This is a genomic window from Microbacterium sp. SORGH_AS_0862 (assembly GCF_030818795.1).
In the GTDB taxonomy this organism is placed as follows: domain Bacteria; phylum Actinomycetota; class Actinomycetes; order Actinomycetales; family Microbacteriaceae; genus Microbacterium.
Genome location: NZ_JAUTAY010000001.1, coordinates 3357307 through 3375993, shown reverse-complemented (window position 1 = coordinate 3375993; position 18687 = coordinate 3357307). Strand labels below are relative to the sequence as shown.

13 protein-coding genes and 1 tRNA gene are annotated in these 18687 nt (G+C 68.2%); 12 read left to right on the top strand and 2 right to left on the bottom strand.

Translation table 11 applies throughout. The annotated features are described in order from the left end of the window. Positions 1-33: 33 nt before the first annotated feature. From QE377_RS16640 to pyk, 9 genes are read left to right on the top strand one after another with little or no spacing between them, the layout of a single operon-like run. Complete coding sequence (locus QE377_RS16640; protein WP_137416990.1) at positions 34-264, top strand: DUF6704 family protein; 231 nt, start codon at positions 34-36, stop codon at positions 262-264. Positions 265-266: 2 nt separating this feature from the next. Then, positions 267-1043: an indole-3-glycerol phosphate synthase TrpC gene (trpC, locus tag QE377_RS16635; RefSeq protein ID WP_307326076.1), complete on the top strand. Its 777-nt coding sequence runs from the start codon at positions 267-269 to the stop codon at positions 1041-1043. Next, positions 1040-2308 (top strand): tryptophan synthase subunit beta, encoded by a 1269-nt coding sequence (trpB, locus tag QE377_RS16630; protein WP_307325505.1) that lies wholly within the window; start codon positions 1040-1042, stop codon positions 2306-2308. The genes trpC and trpB overlap by 4 nt, the downstream gene beginning before the upstream one ends. Beyond that, the gene (gene trpA / locus QE377_RS16625; protein WP_307325502.1) at positions 2305-3090 is read left to right on the top strand and encodes a tryptophan synthase subunit alpha; all 786 of its coding nucleotides are present in this window, start codon (positions 2305-2307) and stop codon (positions 3088-3090) included. The genes trpB and trpA overlap by 4 nt, the downstream gene beginning before the upstream one ends. Positions 3091-3133: 43 nt before the next feature. After that, positions 3134-3601, top strand: coding sequence for a DUF805 domain-containing protein (locus tag QE377_RS16620; RefSeq protein ID WP_307325499.1), 468 nt, complete (start codon positions 3134-3136; stop codon positions 3599-3601). Between the two features lie 41 nt (positions 3602-3642). After that, the gene (lgt, locus tag QE377_RS16615) at positions 3643-4650 is read left to right on the top strand and encodes a prolipoprotein diacylglyceryl transferase (protein ID WP_307325496.1); all 1008 of its coding nucleotides are present in this window, start codon (positions 3643-3645) and stop codon (positions 4648-4650) included. A 51-nt stretch (positions 4651-4701) separates the two neighbouring features. Then, positions 4702-9291, top strand: a complete 4590-nt coding sequence (gltB, locus tag QE377_RS16610) for a glutamate synthase large subunit (RefSeq protein ID WP_307325493.1) — start codon at positions 4702-4704, stop codon at positions 9289-9291. Beyond that, positions 9284-10741: a glutamate synthase subunit beta gene (locus QE377_RS16605; RefSeq protein WP_307325491.1), complete on the top strand. Its 1458-nt coding sequence runs from the start codon at positions 9284-9286 to the stop codon at positions 10739-10741. Before gltB ends, QE377_RS16605 begins: the two co-directional genes overlap by 8 nt. Positions 10742-10800: 59 nt before the next feature. After that, on the top strand, positions 10801-12246 hold the full coding sequence (pyk, locus tag QE377_RS16600; protein WP_137416997.1) for a pyruvate kinase: 1446 nt from the start codon (positions 10801-10803) through the stop codon (positions 12244-12246). A 634-nt stretch (positions 12247-12880) separates the two neighbouring features. Here pyk and QE377_RS16595 read toward each other — a convergent pair. Continuing rightward, positions 12881-12963 (bottom strand) — tRNA-Leu (locus QE377_RS16595). 192 nt (positions 12964-13155) lie between these two features. Between QE377_RS16595 and QE377_RS16590 the strand changes: the two genes are divergently transcribed. Next, positions 13156-13770: an ANTAR domain-containing response regulator gene (locus tag QE377_RS16590; RefSeq protein WP_137416998.1), complete on the top strand. Its 615-nt coding sequence runs from the start codon at positions 13156-13158 to the stop codon at positions 13768-13770. A gap of 23 nt (positions 13771-13793) precedes the next feature. On the opposite strand, the gene QE377_RS16585 is transcribed toward QE377_RS16590, so the two are convergent. Beyond that, the gene (locus tag QE377_RS16585; protein WP_307325488.1) at positions 13794-14225 is read right to left on the bottom strand and encodes a hotdog fold thioesterase; all 432 of its coding nucleotides are present in this window, start codon (positions 14223-14225) and stop codon (positions 13794-13796) included. A 53-nt stretch (positions 14226-14278) separates the two neighbouring features. Here QE377_RS16585 and polA point away from each other — a divergent pair, with 53 nt between their 5' ends. Then, entirely contained in the window at positions 14279-16924 is a 2646-nt protein-coding gene (polA, locus tag QE377_RS16580) for a DNA polymerase I (RefSeq protein WP_307325486.1), read from the top strand. Between the two features lie 32 nt (positions 16925-16956). Next, on the top strand, positions 16957-18633 hold the full coding sequence (locus tag QE377_RS16575; RefSeq protein ID WP_307325483.1) for a DUF885 domain-containing protein: 1677 nt from the start codon (positions 16957-16959) through the stop codon (positions 18631-18633). Positions 18634-18687: the final 54 nt, after the last annotated feature.

The following is an 18687-nucleotide window of genomic DNA, read 5'->3' as shown; positions in this document are numbered from 1 at the left end:
CGGCCGTCACGAGGCCGCACCCGAAGGAGAGACATGAGCAATTCCATCGACGACCCCGGCCACGGACACTCCCCGGCAGCCTGGACGGCCGTGGTGATCATGCTCGTCGCCGTCGCGCTGGGCACGGTGTTCTTCGTGCTCGACATGCCCGTGCTCGTCTGGGCGTCGGTCGGTCTGCTCGTGGTGGGTCTGATCACCGGGTGGGCTCTGGCCCGCGCCGGTTGGGGCGTCAACGGCCCCAAGTACGTCGCGAAAGAGCACTGATGGTGCTCGCCGACCTCACGGCCGGCGCAGTGGAGGATGCCCGCGAGCGAGAGTCGCGCACGCCTCTGGCGGTCGTGGAGCGCGCTGCGCTGGACCGCCCCGCTGCGCTCGACGCGCTGGCCGCCCTCGCCCCCGCGGACCGCGTGAAGATCATCGCCGAGGTGAAGCGGGCGAGCCCGTCCCGCGGCGACCTGGCGGCGATTCCCGATCCCGCCTTCCAGGCATCTCGATACGAAGAGGGCGGCGCGAGCGCGATCTCGGTGCTCACGGAGGGGCGCAAGTTCAAGGGCAGCCTCGCCGACCTCGAAGCGGTGCGCGAGCGCGTCTCGGTCCCGGTTCTGCGCAAGGACTTCATCGCCACGCCCTACCAGGTGCTCGAAGCCCGCGCATCCGGGGCGGATCTGGTGCTGCTGATCGTCGCGGCCCTCGAGCAACAGCTGCTCGCCGAGCTGCACGAGCTCGTTCTCCAGCTCGGCATGACGCCGCTCGTGGAGACGCACTCGGCCCAAGAGTTGTCCCGCGCAGCCGATCTCGGAGCACGTCTCATCGGGGTCAACGCGCGCAACCTCAGCACGTTCGAACTCGATCGCGATCTGTTCGGCCGTCTCGCCGATTCGTTCCCGAGCGATGCGATCAAGATCGCCGAATCGGCGGTCCTCACTCCCGATGACGTGCGCCACTACCGCTCCGGCGGCGCGGACGTCGTCCTCATCGGCGAGGCTCTCGTGACCTCGGAGCCGGTCGCGACCCTGCACGCTTTCCTGGAGGCTGGATCATGAGTCTGCGCGATGTCAAAGGACCCTTCTTCGGTCAGTACGGCGGGCGCTACATGCCCGAGTCGCTCATCGCCGCGATCGACGAGCTGACTGCTGTCTACGAGTCCGCGATCGTCGATCCCGCCTTCCAGGCGGAGTTCGCGGAGCTGCTGCACTCCTACGCCGGACGTCCTTCGGTGCTCACGGAGGTGCCGAGGTTCGCCGCCCACGCGGGTGGCGGACGCGTGTTCCTCAAGCGCGAGGACCTCAACCACACCGGCTCGCACAAGATCAACAACGTTCTCGGACAGGCCCTGCTCACCAAGCGCCTGGGAAAGACGCGCGTCATCGCGGAAACGGGCGCCGGGCAGCACGGCGTCGCGACCGCGACCGCTGCGGCGCTGTTCGGATTCGAGTGCACGATCTACATGGGCGAAGTCGACACCGAGCGGCAGGCTCTGAACGTCGCGCGGATGCGGCTGCTGGGCGCCGAGGTCATCCCGGTCACGACGGGCTCGCGCACTCTCAAGGACGCCATCAACGAGGCGTATCGCGACTGGGTGGCGAGCGTCGAGACGACGAACTACATCTTCGGTACCGCAGCGGGGCCGCATCCGTTCCCCGCCCTCGTGCGCGACTTCCAGAAGGTCATCGGCGAGGAAGCTCGCGCACAGCTCCTCGATCAGGTGGGCCGGCTTCCCGACGCCGTGTTCGCGTGCGTCGGGGGCGGCTCGAACGCGATCGGCATGTTCGACGCGTTCCTCGACGACGAGTCGGTCGCGCTCTACGGCGTCGAAGCGGCGGGTGACGGGGTCGACACCCCGAAGCACGCGGCCTCCATCGAACGCGGTCGTGCGGGCATCCTGCACGGCGCGAAGACCTATGTGCTCCAGGACGAGGACGGCCAGACCGTCGAGTCCCACTCGATCTCCGCGGGCCTGGACTACCCGGGTGTCGGCCCCGAGCACGCGTGGCTGGCCGACATCGGGCGTGCGTCCTACATCCCGGCGACCGACGACGAGGCCATGCAGGCTCTGCGTCTGCTCTCGCGCACCGAGGGCATCATCCCCGCCATCGAGTCGGCGCATGCGCTGGCGGGCGCGCTGCGCATCGGCAAGGAGCTGGGCCCCGACGCGGTCATCGCCATCAACCTGTCCGGTCGCGGTGACAAGGACATGGACACCGCCGCCCGCTACTTCGACCTTTACGACGCCGCAGGCGAGGAGGGGTCGCCGGTCGATGTCCCGCCGTCGTCCGACGAGGCACGAGGAGAGGGGACCGAGCTGTGAGCTCACGCGTCGCAGCGGCCATCGAGGCCGCCCACGCCGAGGGACGGGGAGCGTTCGTCGGGTACCTCCCGCTCGGTTTCCCCGACATCGCCACCAGCATCGAGGCGGCGGTCATGCTCGCCGAGAACGGCGCGGACATCATCGAGCTCGGCCCGCCGTACTCCGATCCCGTGATGGACGGCCTGGTCATCCAGGAGGCGACGCAAGCCGCGCTGGCCGCAGGCTTCCGACTGCGCGACCTGTTCCCGGCGATCAAGGAGATCACGAGCCGCGTCGACGTTCCGGTCGTCGTGATGACGTACTGGAACCCCGTTTTCCAGTACGGCGTCGATCGATACGCCGACGACCTGCTCGCGGCCGGGGGAGCCGGGCTCATCACCCCCGACATCACTCCGGAGGCGGCTGCCGAATGGATCGCCGCGAGCGAGCGGACGGGACTCGACCGCATCTTCCTCGCCGCACCCACTTCGAGCGACGAGCGGCTCGAGCTCGTCGTGCAGAACTCGACGGGATTCGTCTACACGGTCTCGACGATGGGGATCACCGGGGAGCGCGCCGAGCTGGATGCGGCCGCACGCACGCTCGTGGCGCGACTGCGCGAGAAGGGCGTAGAGCACGCCGCGGTCGGCATCGGAATCTCGAACGCGGAACAGGTCTCCGGCGTCCTGGAGTACGCCGACGGCGCGATCGTGGGAACGGCCCTGGTGCGCGCGCTCCGTGACGGCGGACTCGAGGAGCTGGGGCGCACCGCCCGCGCCCTCGCTGACGGCACGCGTCGCTGAGCCCGGCTCGCGAGGAAGGCTCGGTTCGCGTAGCGTCGCCGAGGTGAGCTCCTCCGTGATCCCCCTGTCGTCGCCGCTCTACGGAGCGTCCTGGGCGCAGGCGATCGCGCGTTACTTCCTGAAGTACGCGACGTTCGCGGGCAGGGCGAGCCGCAGCGAGTTCTGGTGGTGGGTGCTGACGAACGCCCTGGTCGGGATCGGATTCCAGATCGTCTCGACCGCCGCCGGCGAGCCGCTGACCTTCGCGGCGTGGCCCGCACCCTACGTGGTGTGGAACGGCGCACAGTCTGACGCCGGCGTGACGACGGTGATCGGGGCCATCGCCACGCTCTACTCCCTGCTCACCCTCCTGCCCGGTCTCGCCCTGACCTGGCGCCGTCTGCACGACACCGATCGCAGCGGGCTCTGGTTCTTCATCCTGCTGATCCCGCTGATCGGGGCGATCGTCCTGCTGGTGTTCACGATCGAGCGTTCCCGACCCGAGGGCGCGCGCTTCGACAGGTATGCCTGAGCGCGCACGAGCGCACCATCGACGCCTTTAGACTCGTCGTCATGACGTTCGCCCTCACGAGCGCGCCCGCAGGCGTGCTCGCCAGCATCCCGAGCCCTCCGATCAACCACTTCGACCTGTGGCCGGGCGGTCCGGAGATCCGCTTCTACGCGCTGTGCATCATCGCCGGCATCGTCGTGGCCACGATCCTCACCAACCGGCGCCTGACCAAGCGCGGTGGCGAGCCCTGGGTCGTCGTGGACATCGCACTGTTCGCGATTCCTCTCGCCCTCATCGGCGCCAGAGCCTTCCACGTGCTCACGCACCCGGGGTTCTACTTCGGTGACGGCAAGAACACGTGGAACCCCTTCGAGCAGGGTTCCGTGTGGGCCATCTGGGAGGGCGGCATCGCGATCTACGGCGCCCTCATCGGCGGTGCGATCGGCGCGCTGATCGGCTGTCGCTGGACGGGTATCCGGTTCTGGAGCTTCGCCGACGCCCTCGCTCCTGGGCTCATCATCGCCCAGGCGATGGGCCGTTTCGGCAACTACTTCAACCAGGAGCTGTTCGGTCAGCCGACCGACGGGTGGTGGGGGCTGGAGATCGCCCGGCCGAACGACGCGATCCCCGTGGGACTGCCAGAAGGGACGCTTTTCCAGCCGACCTTCCTCTACGAGGTGATCTGGAATCTTCTGGGCGCGGCCGTGATCCTGTGGGCCGGCAAGCGCTTCACGCTCCAGTGGGGTCGTCAGTTCGGTCTCTACCTCGTCTGGTACTCGGCGGGCCGAATCGTCTGGGAGAACATCCGCATCGACCCGAGCGAGGTGTTCCTCGGGCTGCGCTCGAACGTGTGGGCCGCCATCGTCGGCGTCATCCTGGGACTCGTCATCCTGGTCGTGCAGAAGGTGCGTCACACGGGTCTGGAGGCATCGCCGTACCGGCCCGGTCGCGAGTGGGTGGACAAGTCGGCTGTACAATCGCAGAACACCGAGGACTTCGTCGATGTGAGCGCACCCCCCGCCGACGAAACCATCACCACTGGCAGCGCCACAAGCACCGCCGCCAAGTAACTCTCCGGGCCGACGTCGTCCCAGCAACAGCAACAATCGAGGACGGTTGGTATGGCTTCGAGCCCCCGTCACAGCGCCCCCGGATCTGCGGGCTTCGGCGCCTTCCCTGCCAAGCAGGGCATGTACAACCCCGCGTTCGAAAAGGATGCGTGTGGTCTGGCCATGGTCGCGACCCTTCGCGGCGAGGCGGGCCACGACATCATCGATCTCGCCCTGACGGCGCTTCGCAATCTGGAGCACCGCGGCGCGATCGGATCCGACGCCGGCACCGGCGACGGCGCGGGAATCCTGACGCAGATGCCGGACGCGTTCCTGCGCGCCGTCGTCGATTTCGACCTGCCGCCGGTGGGGGAGTACGCGGCCGGTCTCGCGTTCCTGCCGCGCGACGGTGAGGAGCGCGCCGCGCAGAAGGCCGGCATCGAGCGCATCGCCGCGAGCGAGAACCTCGTGGTGCTCGGCTGGCGCGAGGTGCCCACGGAGGAGGAGCACCTCGGCAAGCTGGCTCTCGAGGCGCGTCCGGCGTTCGAGCAGCTCTTCCTGTCGCGTCCGGCGGTGGGCGACGCGCCCGCGCTCAGTGGCATCGACCTGGATCGTCGGGTGTTCCGGCTCCGCAAGCGCGCCCGCAACGAGCTCGACGCCTACTTCGTCTCGCTGTCCAGTCGCACCCTCGGATACAAGGGCATGGTCACGACCCTGCAGCTCGAGCCGTTCTATCCCGACCTGCAGGACGAGCGTTTCGCCTCCGAGCTCGCGGTCGTCCACTCCCGTTACTCGACCAACACGTTCCCGTCGTGGCCGCTCGCGCAGCCGCTGCGGATGGTCGCACACAACGGTGAGATCAACACGGTCAACGGCAACCGCAACTGGATGCGGGCGCGTCAGTCGCAGCTCGAGTCAGAGGTGCTGGGCGACATCCGTCCGCTTCTGCCGATCTGCACCGACGGGGCGAGCGACTCCGCGTCGTTCGACGAGGTGCTGGAGCTTCTGACGCTCACGGGCCGGAGCCTGCCGCACGCCATCATGATGATGGTCCCGGAGGCGTACGAGAAGCAGCCCGACATGGATCCGAAGCTGCGCTCGTTCTACGAGTACCACTCCATGCAGATGGAGCCCTGGGACGGTCCGGCCGCGCTGATCTTCACCGACGGCACCGTCGTCGGTGCCACCCTCGACCGCAATGGGCTGCGCCCGGGACGCTGGACGGAGACGACCGACGGACTGGTCGTCATCGGCAGCGAGACCGGCGTGCTCGATTTCGAGCCCGAGCGCATCAAGCGCCGCGGTCGGCTGCGGCCCGGTCGGATGTTCCTCGTCGACACGGCCCAGCGCCGCATCATCGAGGACGACGAGATCAAGAACGAGCTCGCGACGCTCCAGCCGTGGCAGGAGTGGCTGGATGCGGGCCGCGTGCGCCTGTCCGAGCTTCCCGAGCGCGAGCACATCGTGCATCCCATCGCCTCCATCACACGACGTCAGCGCACCTTCGGCTACACGGAGGAAGAGGTCCGCATCCTCCTGACGCCCATGGGGCAGACCGGCGCCGAACCTCTCGGAGCGATGGGCAGCGACACGCCCGTCGCGGTACTGAGCGAGCGCCCCCGGCTCCTGTTCGACTACTTCACGCAGCAGTTCGCGCAGGTGACCAACCCGCCGCTGGACTCGATCCGTGAAGAGGTCGTGACCTCGCTCTCGCTGGGCCTCGGCCCCGAGCCGAACCTGCTGAGCTGGGGCGCGGAGCACGCGCGTACCGTCACGCTCGACTTCCCGGTGATCGACAACGACGAGCTCGCGAAGATCCAGCACATCGACACGGCTCTGCCGGGTCGCACCTCCGCGACCATCCGAGGCCTCTACCGCGTGCAGGCCGGCGCGAAGGGGATGGAGAAGCGTCTGACGCAGATGTGCGCCGAGGTCGACCGCGCCATCGAGGACGGCGCCGAGTTCATCGTGCTCAGCGACCGCGACTCCAACGCGGATCTGGCACCCATCCCGTCGCTGCTGATGCTCGCCGCGGTGCACCACCACCTCATCCGCAAGGAGACCCGCATGAAGGTCGGCCTCGTGGTCGAGGCGGGCGACGTGCGCGAGGTGCACCACGTGGCCACCCTCATCGGCTACGGAGCCTCGGCGGTGAACCCCTACCTGGCGATGGAGAGCGTCGAGTACCTCGTGCGCGCAGGCTTCATCACGGGCATCTCACCGGAGAAGGCGGTCAAGAACCTGATCAAGGCGCTCGGCAAGGGCGTCCTGAAGATCATGTCGAAGATGGGCATCTCCACGGTCTCGTCGTATGCGGGGGCTCAGGTCTTCGAGGCGGTAGGACTGTCCGAGGAGTTCATCGCGTCCTACTTCACCGGCACCGAGTCGAAGCTCGGCGGCGTGGGTCTGGACGTCATCGCTGCCGAGAACGCGGCACGCCATGCGTTCGCATACCCGGAGGATGCGGCAGCGCGCGCCCACGAGCGGCTGTGGACCGGCGGCGAGTATCAGTGGCGTCGCGACGGTTCGCCGCACCTGTTCAACCCGGACACGGTGTTCCGGCTGCAGCACGCGACCCGCGAGCGCCGCTACGACATCTTCCGCGAGTACACGAAGCTCGTGGACGACCAGGCGAGCGAGCTCAAGACGCTGCGCGGCATGTTCGGCCTGCGCACCGGCGTCCGGCCTCCCGTGCCGATCGACGAGGTCGAGCCGATCTCGGCGATCGTGAAGCGCTTCTCGACCGGGGCGATGAGCTACGGCTCGATCTCCAAGGAGGCGCACGAGACCCTCGCGATCGCGATGAACCGCATCGGCGGAAAGTCGAACACGGGGGAGGGCGGCGAGGACGTCGAGCGCCTGCTCGATCCCGAGCGGCGCAGTGCCATCAAGCAGGTGGCGTCCGGCCGGTTCGGTGTCACGAGCCTGTACCTCACCGAGGCCGACGACATCCAGATCAAGCTCGCCCAGGGCGCGAAGCCCGGTGAGGGCGGACAGCTGCCCCCGCAGAAGGTGTACCCCTGGGTCGCGCGCACGCGCGGCGGCACGCCCGGTGTCGGTCTCATCTCGCCGCCGCCGCACCACGACATCTACTCGATCGAAGACCTCAAGCAGTTGATCTTCGACCTCAAGCGCGCGAACCCGTCGGCACGTGTGCACGCGAAGCTCGTGAGCCAGTCGGGCATCGGCGCGGTCGCGGCGGGCACGGCGAAGGCCCTGGCCGACGTCATCCTGGTCTCCGGATTCGACGGCGGAACGGGCGCCAGCCCCCTCAACTCGCTCAAGCACGCCGGCACCCCGTGGGAGCTGGGCCTCGCCGAGACGCAGCAGACGCTCATGCTCAACGGCATGCGCGATCGCGTGGTCGTGCAGGTCGACGGACAGCTGAAGACGGGCCGCGACGTGATCATCGGTGCGTTGCTGGGTGCCGAGGAGTTCGGATTCGCGACAGCCCCGCTCGTCGTCTCCGGCTGCATCATGATGCGCGTGTGCCATCTCGACACCTGCCCGGTGGGAGTCGCGACGCAGAACCCCGTTCTGCGTGAGCGCTTCACCGGCAAGCCCGAGTTCGTCGTGAACTTCATGGAGTTCATCGCTCAGGAGGTGCGCGAGTACCTCGCCGAGCTCGGGTTCCGCTCGCTCGACGAGGCGATCGGCCACAACGAGCTGCTGGACGTCAACGGTGCGATCGAGCACTGGAAGGCGAGCGGCCTCGATCTGGCTCCCGTCCTGGAGGGCCCCGTGTTCGCCGAGGAGGAGCCGCGTCGGAACGCCCGCGCGCAGCTTCACGAGCTCGAGAAGCATTTCGACGTCGCGCTCATCGAGCGCGCGCAGGATGTCATCGCGCACGGCGGAACGGTCGAGATCACCCTGCCGGTGCGAAACACCGAGCGTGCGGTCGGCACGATGCTCGGTCATCACGTCACGAAGGCGCGCGGTGCGAACGGGCTGCCGAGCGGTTCGATCGTCGTGAACCTCACGGGATCCGCCGGCCAGTCCTTCGGCGCCTTCATGCCGTCGGGAATCACGCTGCGTCTCGAGGGCGACTCGAACGACTACGTCGGCAAGGGCCTCTCGGGCGGTCAGATCGTCGTGCGGCCGCCTCGAGGCTCGAGCTTCGACGCCTCGCAGAACGTGATCGCGGGCAACGTCATCGGCTACGGAGCGACGCAGGGCACCATGTTCCTGCGCGGCGTCGTGGGCGAGCGCTTCCTGGTGCGCAACTCGGGTGCGACCGCCGTCGTCGAGGGTGTCGGCGACCACGCCCTGGAGTACATGACCGGCGGGCTCGCCGTCATTCTCGGAACGACCGGACGCAACCTCGGCGCCGGGATGTCGGGCGGCACGGCCTACGTGTACCGCCTGGACGAGAACCTGGTGAACCGCGAGTCGCTCGCCTCGGGCGAGCTCGAGCTGGGGGAGCTGGGATCCGGCGACGCCGCGATCCTGCGCGATCTGCTCGAGCGCCACACCGCGGAGACGGACTCGTCTCTGGCGGCATCGCTCCTCGAGGACTTCGAGGAGGAAGTGAAGAACTTCGTGCGGGTCATGCCGCGCGACTACGCAGCGGTGCTGCAGACCCGCGAGGAGGCGTTGGCGGAGGGGCTCGACCCCGACGGCGACATCGTGTGGAGCCGCATCATGGAGGTGACCGGTGGCTGACCCCAAGGGCTTTTTGAAGGTGACCGAGCGGGAGCTGCCCGCGCGGCGCCCCGTTCCCGTGCGCATCCTGGACTGGAAAGAGGTCTATGAGCCCGGTGATTCGGCGGTGCTGCGCCGGCAGGCAGGCCGGTGCATGGACTGCGGTATCCCGTTCTGTCACAAGGGATGCCCGCTGGGCAACCTCATCCCGGAGTGGAACGACCTGACCTGGCGCGGTGAGGGACGCAGCGCGATCGAGCGTCTGCACGCGACCAACAACTTCCCGGAGTTCACGGGACGGCTCTGCCCCGCCCCCTGCGAGAGCGCGTGCGTGCTGGGCATCAATCAGCCGGCCGTGACCATCAAGCAGGTCGAGGTGTCGATCATCGACGAGGCCTTCTCCCACGGCTGGGTCGAGCCGGAGCCGCCGGAGCGGCTCACCGGCAAGACGGTCGCCGTCGTCGGCTCCGGACCGGCGGGGCTCGCTGCGGCTCAGCAGCTGACCCGCGCGGGTCACACGGTCGCGGTGTTCGAGCGCGATGACCGCATCGGCGGTCTGCTGCGCTACGGCATCCCCGACTTCAAGATGGAGAAGCGCCACCTGGAGCTTCGACTTCGTCAGATGCAGGACGAGGGCACGCGATTCCGCGCCGGCGTCGAGATCGGGCGCGACATCACGTGGGACGAGCTGCGCAGCCGGTATGACGCGGTCGTCGTCGCGACCGGCTCCACCGTCCCGCGCGACCTCTCCATCCCCGGCCGCGATCTGGCGGGCGTGCACTTCGCGATGGAGTACCTCGTCGAGTCGAACCGCGCGGTCGCCGGTGAGAAGCTCCACACGCAGATCAGCGCCGAGGGCAAGCACGTCGTCGTCATCGGCGGTGGCGACACCGGCGCCGACTGCATCGGAACGGCGCACCGTCAGGGCGCGCTGAGCGTGACGAACCTCGCCATCGGCAAGCAGCCCCCCGCATCCCGCCCGGATGCGCAGCCCTGGCCGACCACGCCCACGATCTTCGAGGTGCAGTCCGCGCATGAAGAGGGCGGGGAGCGCGTCTTCCTCGCGTCCACCGTCGAGTTCCTCTCGAACGAGGTCGGGGAGGTGCGCGCACTGCGCGTGGCCGAGACCGAGTTCGTCGACGGCCGCCGCGTGCCCAAGAGCGGCACCGAGCGGGAGATCCCCGCCGACCTGGTGCTCATCGCGATGGGCTTCACCGGACCGGAGCGCTCGGAGCTCGAGGGTCAGCTGCAGACGCAGTTCACCTCGCGAGGCAACGTCGAGCGCGACGACGCGTACCAGACGACCACGCCCGGCGTGTTCGTCGCTGGTGACGCGGGGCGCGGCCAGTCGCTCATCGTGTGGGCGATCGCCGAAGGGCGTGCGGCGGCCGCATCCGTCGACCGCTATCTGATGGGTTCGACCGCATTGCCCGCTCCTGTACGGCCCACCGATATCGCGATCGGGTTGTAGCCCGCGTAGGCTGAACCTGCATCCCCTTCATCGCTAAAAGACCCGGAGTTCGAACTCGGATGAGACGCGCGAAAATCGTCGCAACCCTAGGCCCGGCAACTTCCTCCTATGAGATGGTCCGCGCGATCATCGACGCAGGTGTGAACGTCGCCCGCCTCAACCTCAGTCATGGTGACTACTCGGTCCACGACGCGAACTTCGCGAACGTGCGCCGTGCCGCGGAGGACGCCGGCTCCGCCGTCGCGATCCTCGTCGACCTGCAGGGGCCCAAGATCCGCCTCGGCAAGTTCGCCGATGGACCACACGAGCTCGCCGTGGGTGACATCTTCAAGATCACGGTCGAGGACATCCTGGGTACCAAGGAGATCGTCTCGACGACCTTCAAGGGCCTGCCGCAGGACGTCAAGCCGGGCGACTTCCTCCTGATCGATGACGGCAAGGTGCGCGTCGAGGTCGTCGAGACCGACGGCACCGTCGTCACCACGAAGGTCATCGTCGCCGGCCCCGTCTCCAACAACAAGGGCATCAACCTGCCCGGCGTGGCCGTCAACGTCCCTGCGCTCTCGGAGAAGGACGAGGCGGATCTTCGCTGGGGTCTGAACGCGGGTGCGGACATCATCGCCCTGTCGTTCGTCCGCAACGCGGAGGACGTCAACCGCGTGCACGAGATCATGGCGGAAGAGGGTCGGCGTGTGCCGGTCATCGCCAAGATCGAGAAGCCGCAGGCGGTCGACAACCTCGAGGAGATCATCGACGCCTTCGACGGCATCATGGTCGCTCGTGGCGACCTCGGTGTGGAGCTCCCGCTGGAGGCCGTCCCGATCGTGCAGAAGCGCGCGGTCGAGCTGTGCCGCCGGATGGCGAAGCCCGTCATCGTGGCCACACAGATGCTCGAGTCCATGATCGAGAACCCGGTTCCCACTCGCGCCGAGACGAGCGACGTCGCCAACGCCGTCCTCGACGGTGCGGATGCGGTCATGCTCTCCGGCGAGACGAGCGTCGGCAAGTATCCGGTCGGCGTCGTCGAGACGATGGCGCGCATCGTCGCCTCCACGGAGGAGCACGGTCTCGACCGCATCGCTCCGCTGAACACGAAGCCGCGCACGCAGGGTGGCGCGATCACCCTCGCCGCGATGGAGGTCGCTCAGTTCGTCGAGGCGAGCTGGCTCTGCATCTTCACCGAGTCCGGCGACACCGCCCGCCGCATGTCGCGCCTGCGTCCCAGCATCCCGATGATGGCGTTCACGCCGGACCCGGCGATCCGCCGCCGCATGGCCGTCACGTGGGGCATCCAGTCCGCGCTGGTGGAGCACGTGCCGCACACCGACCACATGTTCATGCAGGTGGACGAGTTCTTCCTCTCCAAGGGCCTGGCGAAGGAGGGTGACAAGGTCGTCGTGATCTCCGGTTCCCCTCCCGGAATCGCCGGGTCGACGAACGACATCCGCATCCACAAGATCGGCGACGCCGTCAACGGCCGCGCCCCGATCTGGTCGGGCGAGTAACCCGCGAGGTGCACAGAAGGGACCTTCCCCACCGGGGGAGGTCCCTTCTGCTGTGCGACGCCTGCAGGTCTGGTGCGGCTTGCGGTGCGCGACGCAGGCATGCGCGGCTCAGCCCTTCACGAGGGAGGCCCCGAGAACGTGCACGAGTGAGACACGAAGGACCCAAGGCAGCCCGCACAGGGATGCGTGTCTCAACCCTTCACGTTCCCGGGGGCGCGAGCGTGCACAAGTGCGACACGGAGCCGTCACGGCCCCTAGCCCGGCGGTGCGTGTCTCAACCCTTCACGCAGGAGGCCCGGGGAACGTGCACGCGTGAGACACGAAGGACCCGGGGCGGCCCGCACAGGGATGCGTGTCTCAACCCTTCACGCAGGAGGCTCCCGGAACGTGCACGCGTGAGACACGAAGGACCCGGGGCGGCCCGCACAGGGATGCGTGTCTCAACCCTTCACGCAGGAGGCTCCCGGAACGTGCATGAGTGAGACACGAAGGACCCGGGGCGGCCCGCACAGGGATGCGTGTCTCAACCCTTCACGCGGGAGGCCCCAGCAACGTGCACAAATGAGACACGGATGCGGGGGAGACACGGATGCGGGGGAGACCGTGCCGCGGGAGGTGCGGGTCTCCCGCTGGGTGCCGGCGGTGGGAGTCGAACCCACACACCCTTTCGAGTAACCGAGTTTGAGTCGGTCGCGTCTGCCATTCCGCCACGCCGGCAATCGGCCACTCACGTGGCCGGATTCGACTTTATCGCACCGCTCGCCCGCTTCCCGCCGCCGGGAGGTCCGGTCCGGCCGCGCGGTTTCCTCGGGGGCGGAAGATCGCCTCGCAGACCCCGGCCGGCCGCATCCTGGGCGAGGGCGGTGTCGCATCCGGATGCGGGGTGGCCGCGTGCCGTAGGATTCAAAGGTGACTGAGCAGGAAACCGCCGCGACCAACCCGACCGCCCCCCGCCGCGTGGTGGTGGCAGAGGACGAGTCGCTGATCCGCCTCGACATCGTCGAGATCCTCCGCGACAACGGCTTCGACGTCGTCGGCGAGGCCGGAGACGGTGAGACCGCCGTGCAGCTCGCGACCGATCTGCGTCCCGACCTCGTGATCATGGATGTGAAGATGCCGCAGCTCGACGGCATCAGCGCAGCGGAGAAGCTGAACAAGAACCACATCGCGCCGGTCGTTCTCCTCACCGCCTTCAGTCAGAAGGAGCTCGTGGAGCGCGCGAGCGAGGCCGGAGCGCTCGCCTACGTGGTGAAGCCGTTCACGCCGAACGACCTGCTGCCCGCGATCGAGATCGCCCTGGCCCGCTACGAGCAGATCATCACGCTCGAGGCCGAGGTCGCTGACATGGTCGAGCGCTTCGAGACCCGCAAGCTCGTCGACCGGGCCAAGGGCCTGCTGAACGAGAAGATGGGCCTGAGCGAGCCCGAGGCGTTCCGCTGGATCCAGAAGGCGTCGATGGACCGCCGCCTGACGATGCAGGATGTCGCGAAGGCGATCATCGAGCAGCTCGCCCCGAAGAAGTGAGGCTCATCGCCTGATCCGATGGATCAGGCGATGCCGTCGGTGTCCTTCACGAGGTTCGTGATGCGCACGGTCGAGCAGCGGCGCCCCGCGTCGTCCGAGAGGACGATCTCGTGCACCATCAGCGTGCGTCCGACGTGCAGGGGAGTGCACACTCCTGTGACGAATCCGGACGTGGCGGACCGCGTGTGCGTCGCGTTGATGTCGACCCCGACGGCGAGGCGCCCGGGTCCCGCGAGATAGTTCGCGTGCATCGAACCCAGCGATTCGCCGAGCACGACGTAAGCCCCGCCGTGGAAGAGACCAACGGGCTGGGTGTTGCCCTCGACGGGCATGCGTGCGATTCCGCGCTCCGCGGTGAACTCGAGCCACTCGAGCCCCATCTTGTCGGCGAGGGCGCCCGTGCCGCGGCGCGTCACCCATTCCAGCGGATCGATCGTGTACTCGGGCGCGGTCATGCTGCTCCTGGGTTCCGGGGTGTCGTGTCCGCAGGCCTTACTAGGCTGTCAGGGTGACGGACTCCGAAAAGCCTACTCTGCTGGTCGTCGACGGCCATTCGCTCGCCTTCCGGGCCTTCTACGCCCTTCCCGTCGACAACTTCACGACGAAGGACGGGCAGCACACCAACGGGGTCTACGGCTTCCTCTCGATGTTCGTGAATCTGTTGAAAGCCGAGAAGCCGACACACCTGGCGGTCGCCTTCGACACCTCGCGGGTCTCCTTCCGAACCCGGGAGTACCCCGAGTACAAGGCGACGCGCAGCGAGACCCCGCCGGAGTTCTCCGGGCAGATCCCCCTGCTGCAGGAGTGCCTGCGCGCCATGAACGTCACGGTGCTGACGAAGGAAGACATCGAGGCGGATGACATCCTCGCGACCCTGGCGACCGAGGGCGTCGCTGCGGGCTACGACGTCCTCGTCTGCTCCGGCGATCGCGACACCATCCAGCTCGTGACCGACGAGGTGACGCTGCTCTACCCGAGCGTCCAGGGCGTCTCGCAGCTCAAGCGCTACACACCCGAGACGGTGCGTGAGCGCTATGGCGTGGCCCCCGAGCAGTACCCCGAGATCGCGGCTCTGGTGGGGGAGACGAGCGACAATCTTCCGGGCGTACCCAAGGTCGGCGAGAAGACGGCCGTGAAGTGGCTCACGCAGTGGGGATCGCTCGACGAGCTGCTGGCCAACGCCGACAAGATCACCGGCGTCGTGGGCAACAACCTGCGCGAGCACATCGACGACGTGCGTCGCAATCGCACGCTCAACCGTCTCCTGCGAGACGTGGAGCTGCCCGTGACGCCGGACGACCTCGCCGTGCGTCCGATCGACGCGCAGGGGGTGCGCGACATCTTCGCGCGGCTGGAGTTCCGCACGCTCCTGCCGCGCGTGTTCGAGGCGACCGGAGCGGATGCGGCCGGCGCCGTCGCCGACGAGGCACCCGTCGTCGCGGCCCCCGCGCCCGTGGAGGCGGCAGACCCCGCGATGCTCACCGCCTGGCTCGACGAGGCCGGAGACGCAGAGGTCGGAGTGACCGTCGTTTTGGGTGCCTCGGTGCCCGTGCGCATCGGGCTCGCCCGCGCTTCCGGGGTGATCGAGGCGGGCTGGAGCGACGGCGTCGCCGAAGCCCTCGCTCCCTGGCTCGCCTCCGACCGGCCCAAGACGTTCACCGACGCCAAGGGGCAGGTGAAGGCGCTGCGGCGCGCGGGACTCACGGTCGCCGGCGTGGCGTTCGACACGCTCCTCGCCGGCTGGCTGATCCGTCCGAGCCTTCCCGACAAGTCGCTCGGCGATCTCGTCGACCGCTACCTCGGAGAGAAGCTCCCGGAGGCCGATCCGTCCCAGCTCGTGCCGGAGACCGAGGGAGCCACCCCCGGTCAGCTCGCGTGGTACACGCTCCGCGTGGCCGAGCCGCTGCGCGCCGCCCTGGGCGAAGGCCCGTCGTCGGTCCTCACCGACATCGAGCTGCCGACGCTGCTCGCCCTCGCGGACATGGAGATCGCGGGTGTGGCGGTGTCGCACGACGTGCTGTCGGGGTTCTCGACCGAACTCGCCGAGCGTGCGGACGGCTTGGCCCAGCGCGCATATGCGGCGATCGACCGCGAGGTGAACCTCGGTTCTCCCAAACAGCTGCAGGAGGTCCTCTTCGAGCAGCTTCAGCTGCCCAAGACCCGCAAGACGAAGACGGGCTACTCGACGGATGCAGCCGTCCTGGCCGATCTGCAGGAGTCGCATCCGCATCCGTTCCTCGATCTGCTGCTGCAGCACCGTGAAGCGACGAAGCTGCGACAGATCATCGAGACGCTGGATGCCGCGATCGCATCCGACGGGCGGATCCACACGACCTATCTGCAGACGGGTTCGCAGACGGGCCGTCTGTCGAGCACGGACCCGAACCTGCAGAACATCCCGATCCGCACCGAGGAGAGCCGCCGCATCCGCTCCGCCTTCCAGGTCGGCGCCGGCTACGAGACCCTTCTCACCGCCGACTACTCGCAGATCGAGATGCGCATCATGGCGCACCTGTCGGAAGACCCGGGGCTGATCGAGGCGTTCAACACCGGGGAGGATCTGCACCGTTTCGTCGGCGCGCGCGTGTTCGGTGTGGCTCCCGACGAGGTCACCTCGCAGATGCGCACGAAGGTCAAGGCGATGTCGTACGGCCTCGTCTACGGACTGTCTGCGTTCGGGCTCTCGAAGCAGCTGCGCATCGAGCAGTCCGAGGCGAAGCAGCTGATGGGTGAGTACTTCGCGCGCTTCGGTGCGGTGCGCGATTACCTGCGCGCGTCCGTCGAGAAGGCCCGTGAAGACGGCTACACCGAGACGATCTTCAAGCGGCGCCGTCCGTTCCCCGACCTCTCCAGCCCCAACCGGGTGCTGCGCGAGAATGCGGAGCGTGCGGCGCTCAACGCCCCGATCCAGGGCAGCGCGGCCGACATCATGAAGATCGCCCTGTTCCGCATCCACGCGGAGTTCCAGGAGCGGGGGCTGGCCTCGCGCGTGCTCCTGCAGATCCACGACGAACTTGTCGTCGAGGTCGCCGCGGGGGAGTGGGACCAGGCTGAGCAGATCGTGCGCGCGCGCATGGGGGATGCGGCGCAGCTCACCGTCCCGCTCGATGTACAGATCGGGCGCGGTGCCGATTGGAACGCGGCCGGGCACTGAAGCGTGACGGCCCTCGGCGTAGGCTCGAAACCATGAGTGAAACGTCTCGCCCCTCCACTCCCATCGACGCCATCGCCGACACGTGGGTCGACACCGTGGCCGAGCTGTCGCCCACGACCGCCACCTACATCGGCCGGTTCGAGTACAACGACCGTTTCGGGGACTACTCGCCCGAGGGGGCGGAGCGCTACGCCGACGCGGCTCGCCGCACGCTCGACCAGCTCGAAGCCACCGCGCCCCTCGACGACATCGACGGCGTGACGAAGGCTGACCTGTCGCGCGAGCTGCGCCTGGACCTCGAGCTGCACGATGCGCGGGCCGGCCTGCGAGACCTCAACGTCATCGCGTCGCCGGCGCAGGACATCCGTTCCGTGTTCGATCTCATGCCCACCGACACGGTGGAGGACTGGGAAGTCGTCGCCCGTCGTCTGCAGGCACTCCCCGGGGCTATCGACGGCTACATCGCCACCCTCCGGGCGGGCATCGCAGCGGGCACGGTCCCCGCGCGTCGGCAGGTGCTGGAGGTCGTCGCCCAGATCGAGCGGTACACCGCGGAGACCGGATTCTTCGCGAGCTTCGCGGGCGATGCCGCGCCCGCCGAGGGGCAGCTGCCCGCATCCCTCGCTCGCGAGCTGGCCGATCAGTCCGGCGCAGCCCGCGTCGCGTACGACGATCTTGCAAGATTCCTTTCGGCGGAGCTCGCCCCGGTCGCGAGCGAGCAGGATGCGGTGGGGCGCGAGTTGTACGCTCTGCACTCGCGTCGCTTCCTGGGTGCCGAGATCGACCTCGACGAGACCTACGAGTGGGGTATCGAGGAACTGGCCCGGATGGTCGCCGAGCAGGAGGCCATCGCGAACGAGATCCTCCCCGGCGCCAGCGTCGCAGAAGCCGTCGCCCATCTCGAAGCGGATCCGTCGCGCAAGCTGCACGGCACCCAGGCGTTGCAGGAATGGATGCAGGCGACGAGTGACCGCGCCGTAGCCGAACTCGGCCGCACCCACTTCGACATCGCTGAGCCGATCCGCCGACTCGAGTGCATGATCGCCCCGACGCAGGAGGGTGGGATCTACTACACCGGCCCGACCGACGACTTCTCGCGACCCGGCCGTATGTGGTGGTCGGTCCCCGAGGGCGTCACCGAGTTCGACACGTGGCGCGAACTCACCACGGTCTACCACGAGGGGGTTCCGGGACATCACCTCCAGATCGCGCAGGCCGTCTACAACCGCGCGCAGTTGAACTCGTGGCGGCGTCTGCTGGCCGGCACCTCCGGACACGCCGAGGGCTGGGCCCTGTACGCCGAGCGACTCATGGAGCAGCTGGGATACCTTGACGACCCCGCCGACCGGCTGGGCATGCTCGACGGTCAGCGGATGCGGGCGGCCCGTGTGGTCCTCGACATCGGTGTGCACCTGGGCAAGCAGCGCCCGGACGGCGGCGGCACCTGGGACCACGATTTCGCGCTCGCCTTCATGCGGCAGAACGTCAACATGCCGGACGCGTTCATCCAGTTCGAAGTCAACCGCTACCTCGGATGGCCGGGTCAGGCCCCCTCGTACAAGGTCGGTCAGCGCATCTGGGAGCAGATCCGCGACGATGCGCGTGAGGCGCAGGGCGAGGCGTTCTCCATCAAGCAGTTCCACAAGCGCGCGCTCGACATCGGCGGGGTCGGCCTCGACACGCTGCGCGACGCGCTGCGTGCTCACTGAGGGAATGGTGAGGCCCGCCCGCGAGTTGTATCCGTCTGAATGAAAGGTGGTCGC

Bases quoted from the DNA above. Each gene is read 5' to 3' on its own strand.
- QE377_RS16640 (WP_137416990.1), top strand. From the start codon at position 34: ATGAGCAATTCCATCGACGACCCCGGCCACGGACACTCCCCGGCAGCC.
- trpB (WP_307325505.1), top strand. From the start codon at position 1,040: ATGAGTCTGCGCGATGTCAAAGGACCCTTCTTCGGTCAGTACGGCGGG.
- lgt (WP_307325496.1), top strand. From the start codon at position 3,643: ATGACGTTCGCCCTCACGAGCGCGCCCGCAGGCGTGCTCGCCAGCATC.
- gltB (WP_307325493.1), top strand. From the start codon at position 4,702: ATGGCTTCGAGCCCCCGTCACAGCGCCCCCGGATCTGCGGGCTTCGGC.
- pyk (WP_137416997.1), top strand. From the start codon at position 10,801: ATGAGACGCGCGAAAATCGTCGCAACCCTAGGCCCGGCAACTTCCTCC.
- QE377_RS16585 (WP_307325488.1), bottom strand. From the start codon at position 14,225: ATGACCGCGCCCGAGTACACGATCGATCCGCTGGAATGGGTGACGCGC.
- QE377_RS16575 (WP_307325483.1), top strand. From the start codon at position 16,957: ATGAGTGAAACGTCTCGCCCCTCCACTCCCATCGACGCCATCGCCGAC.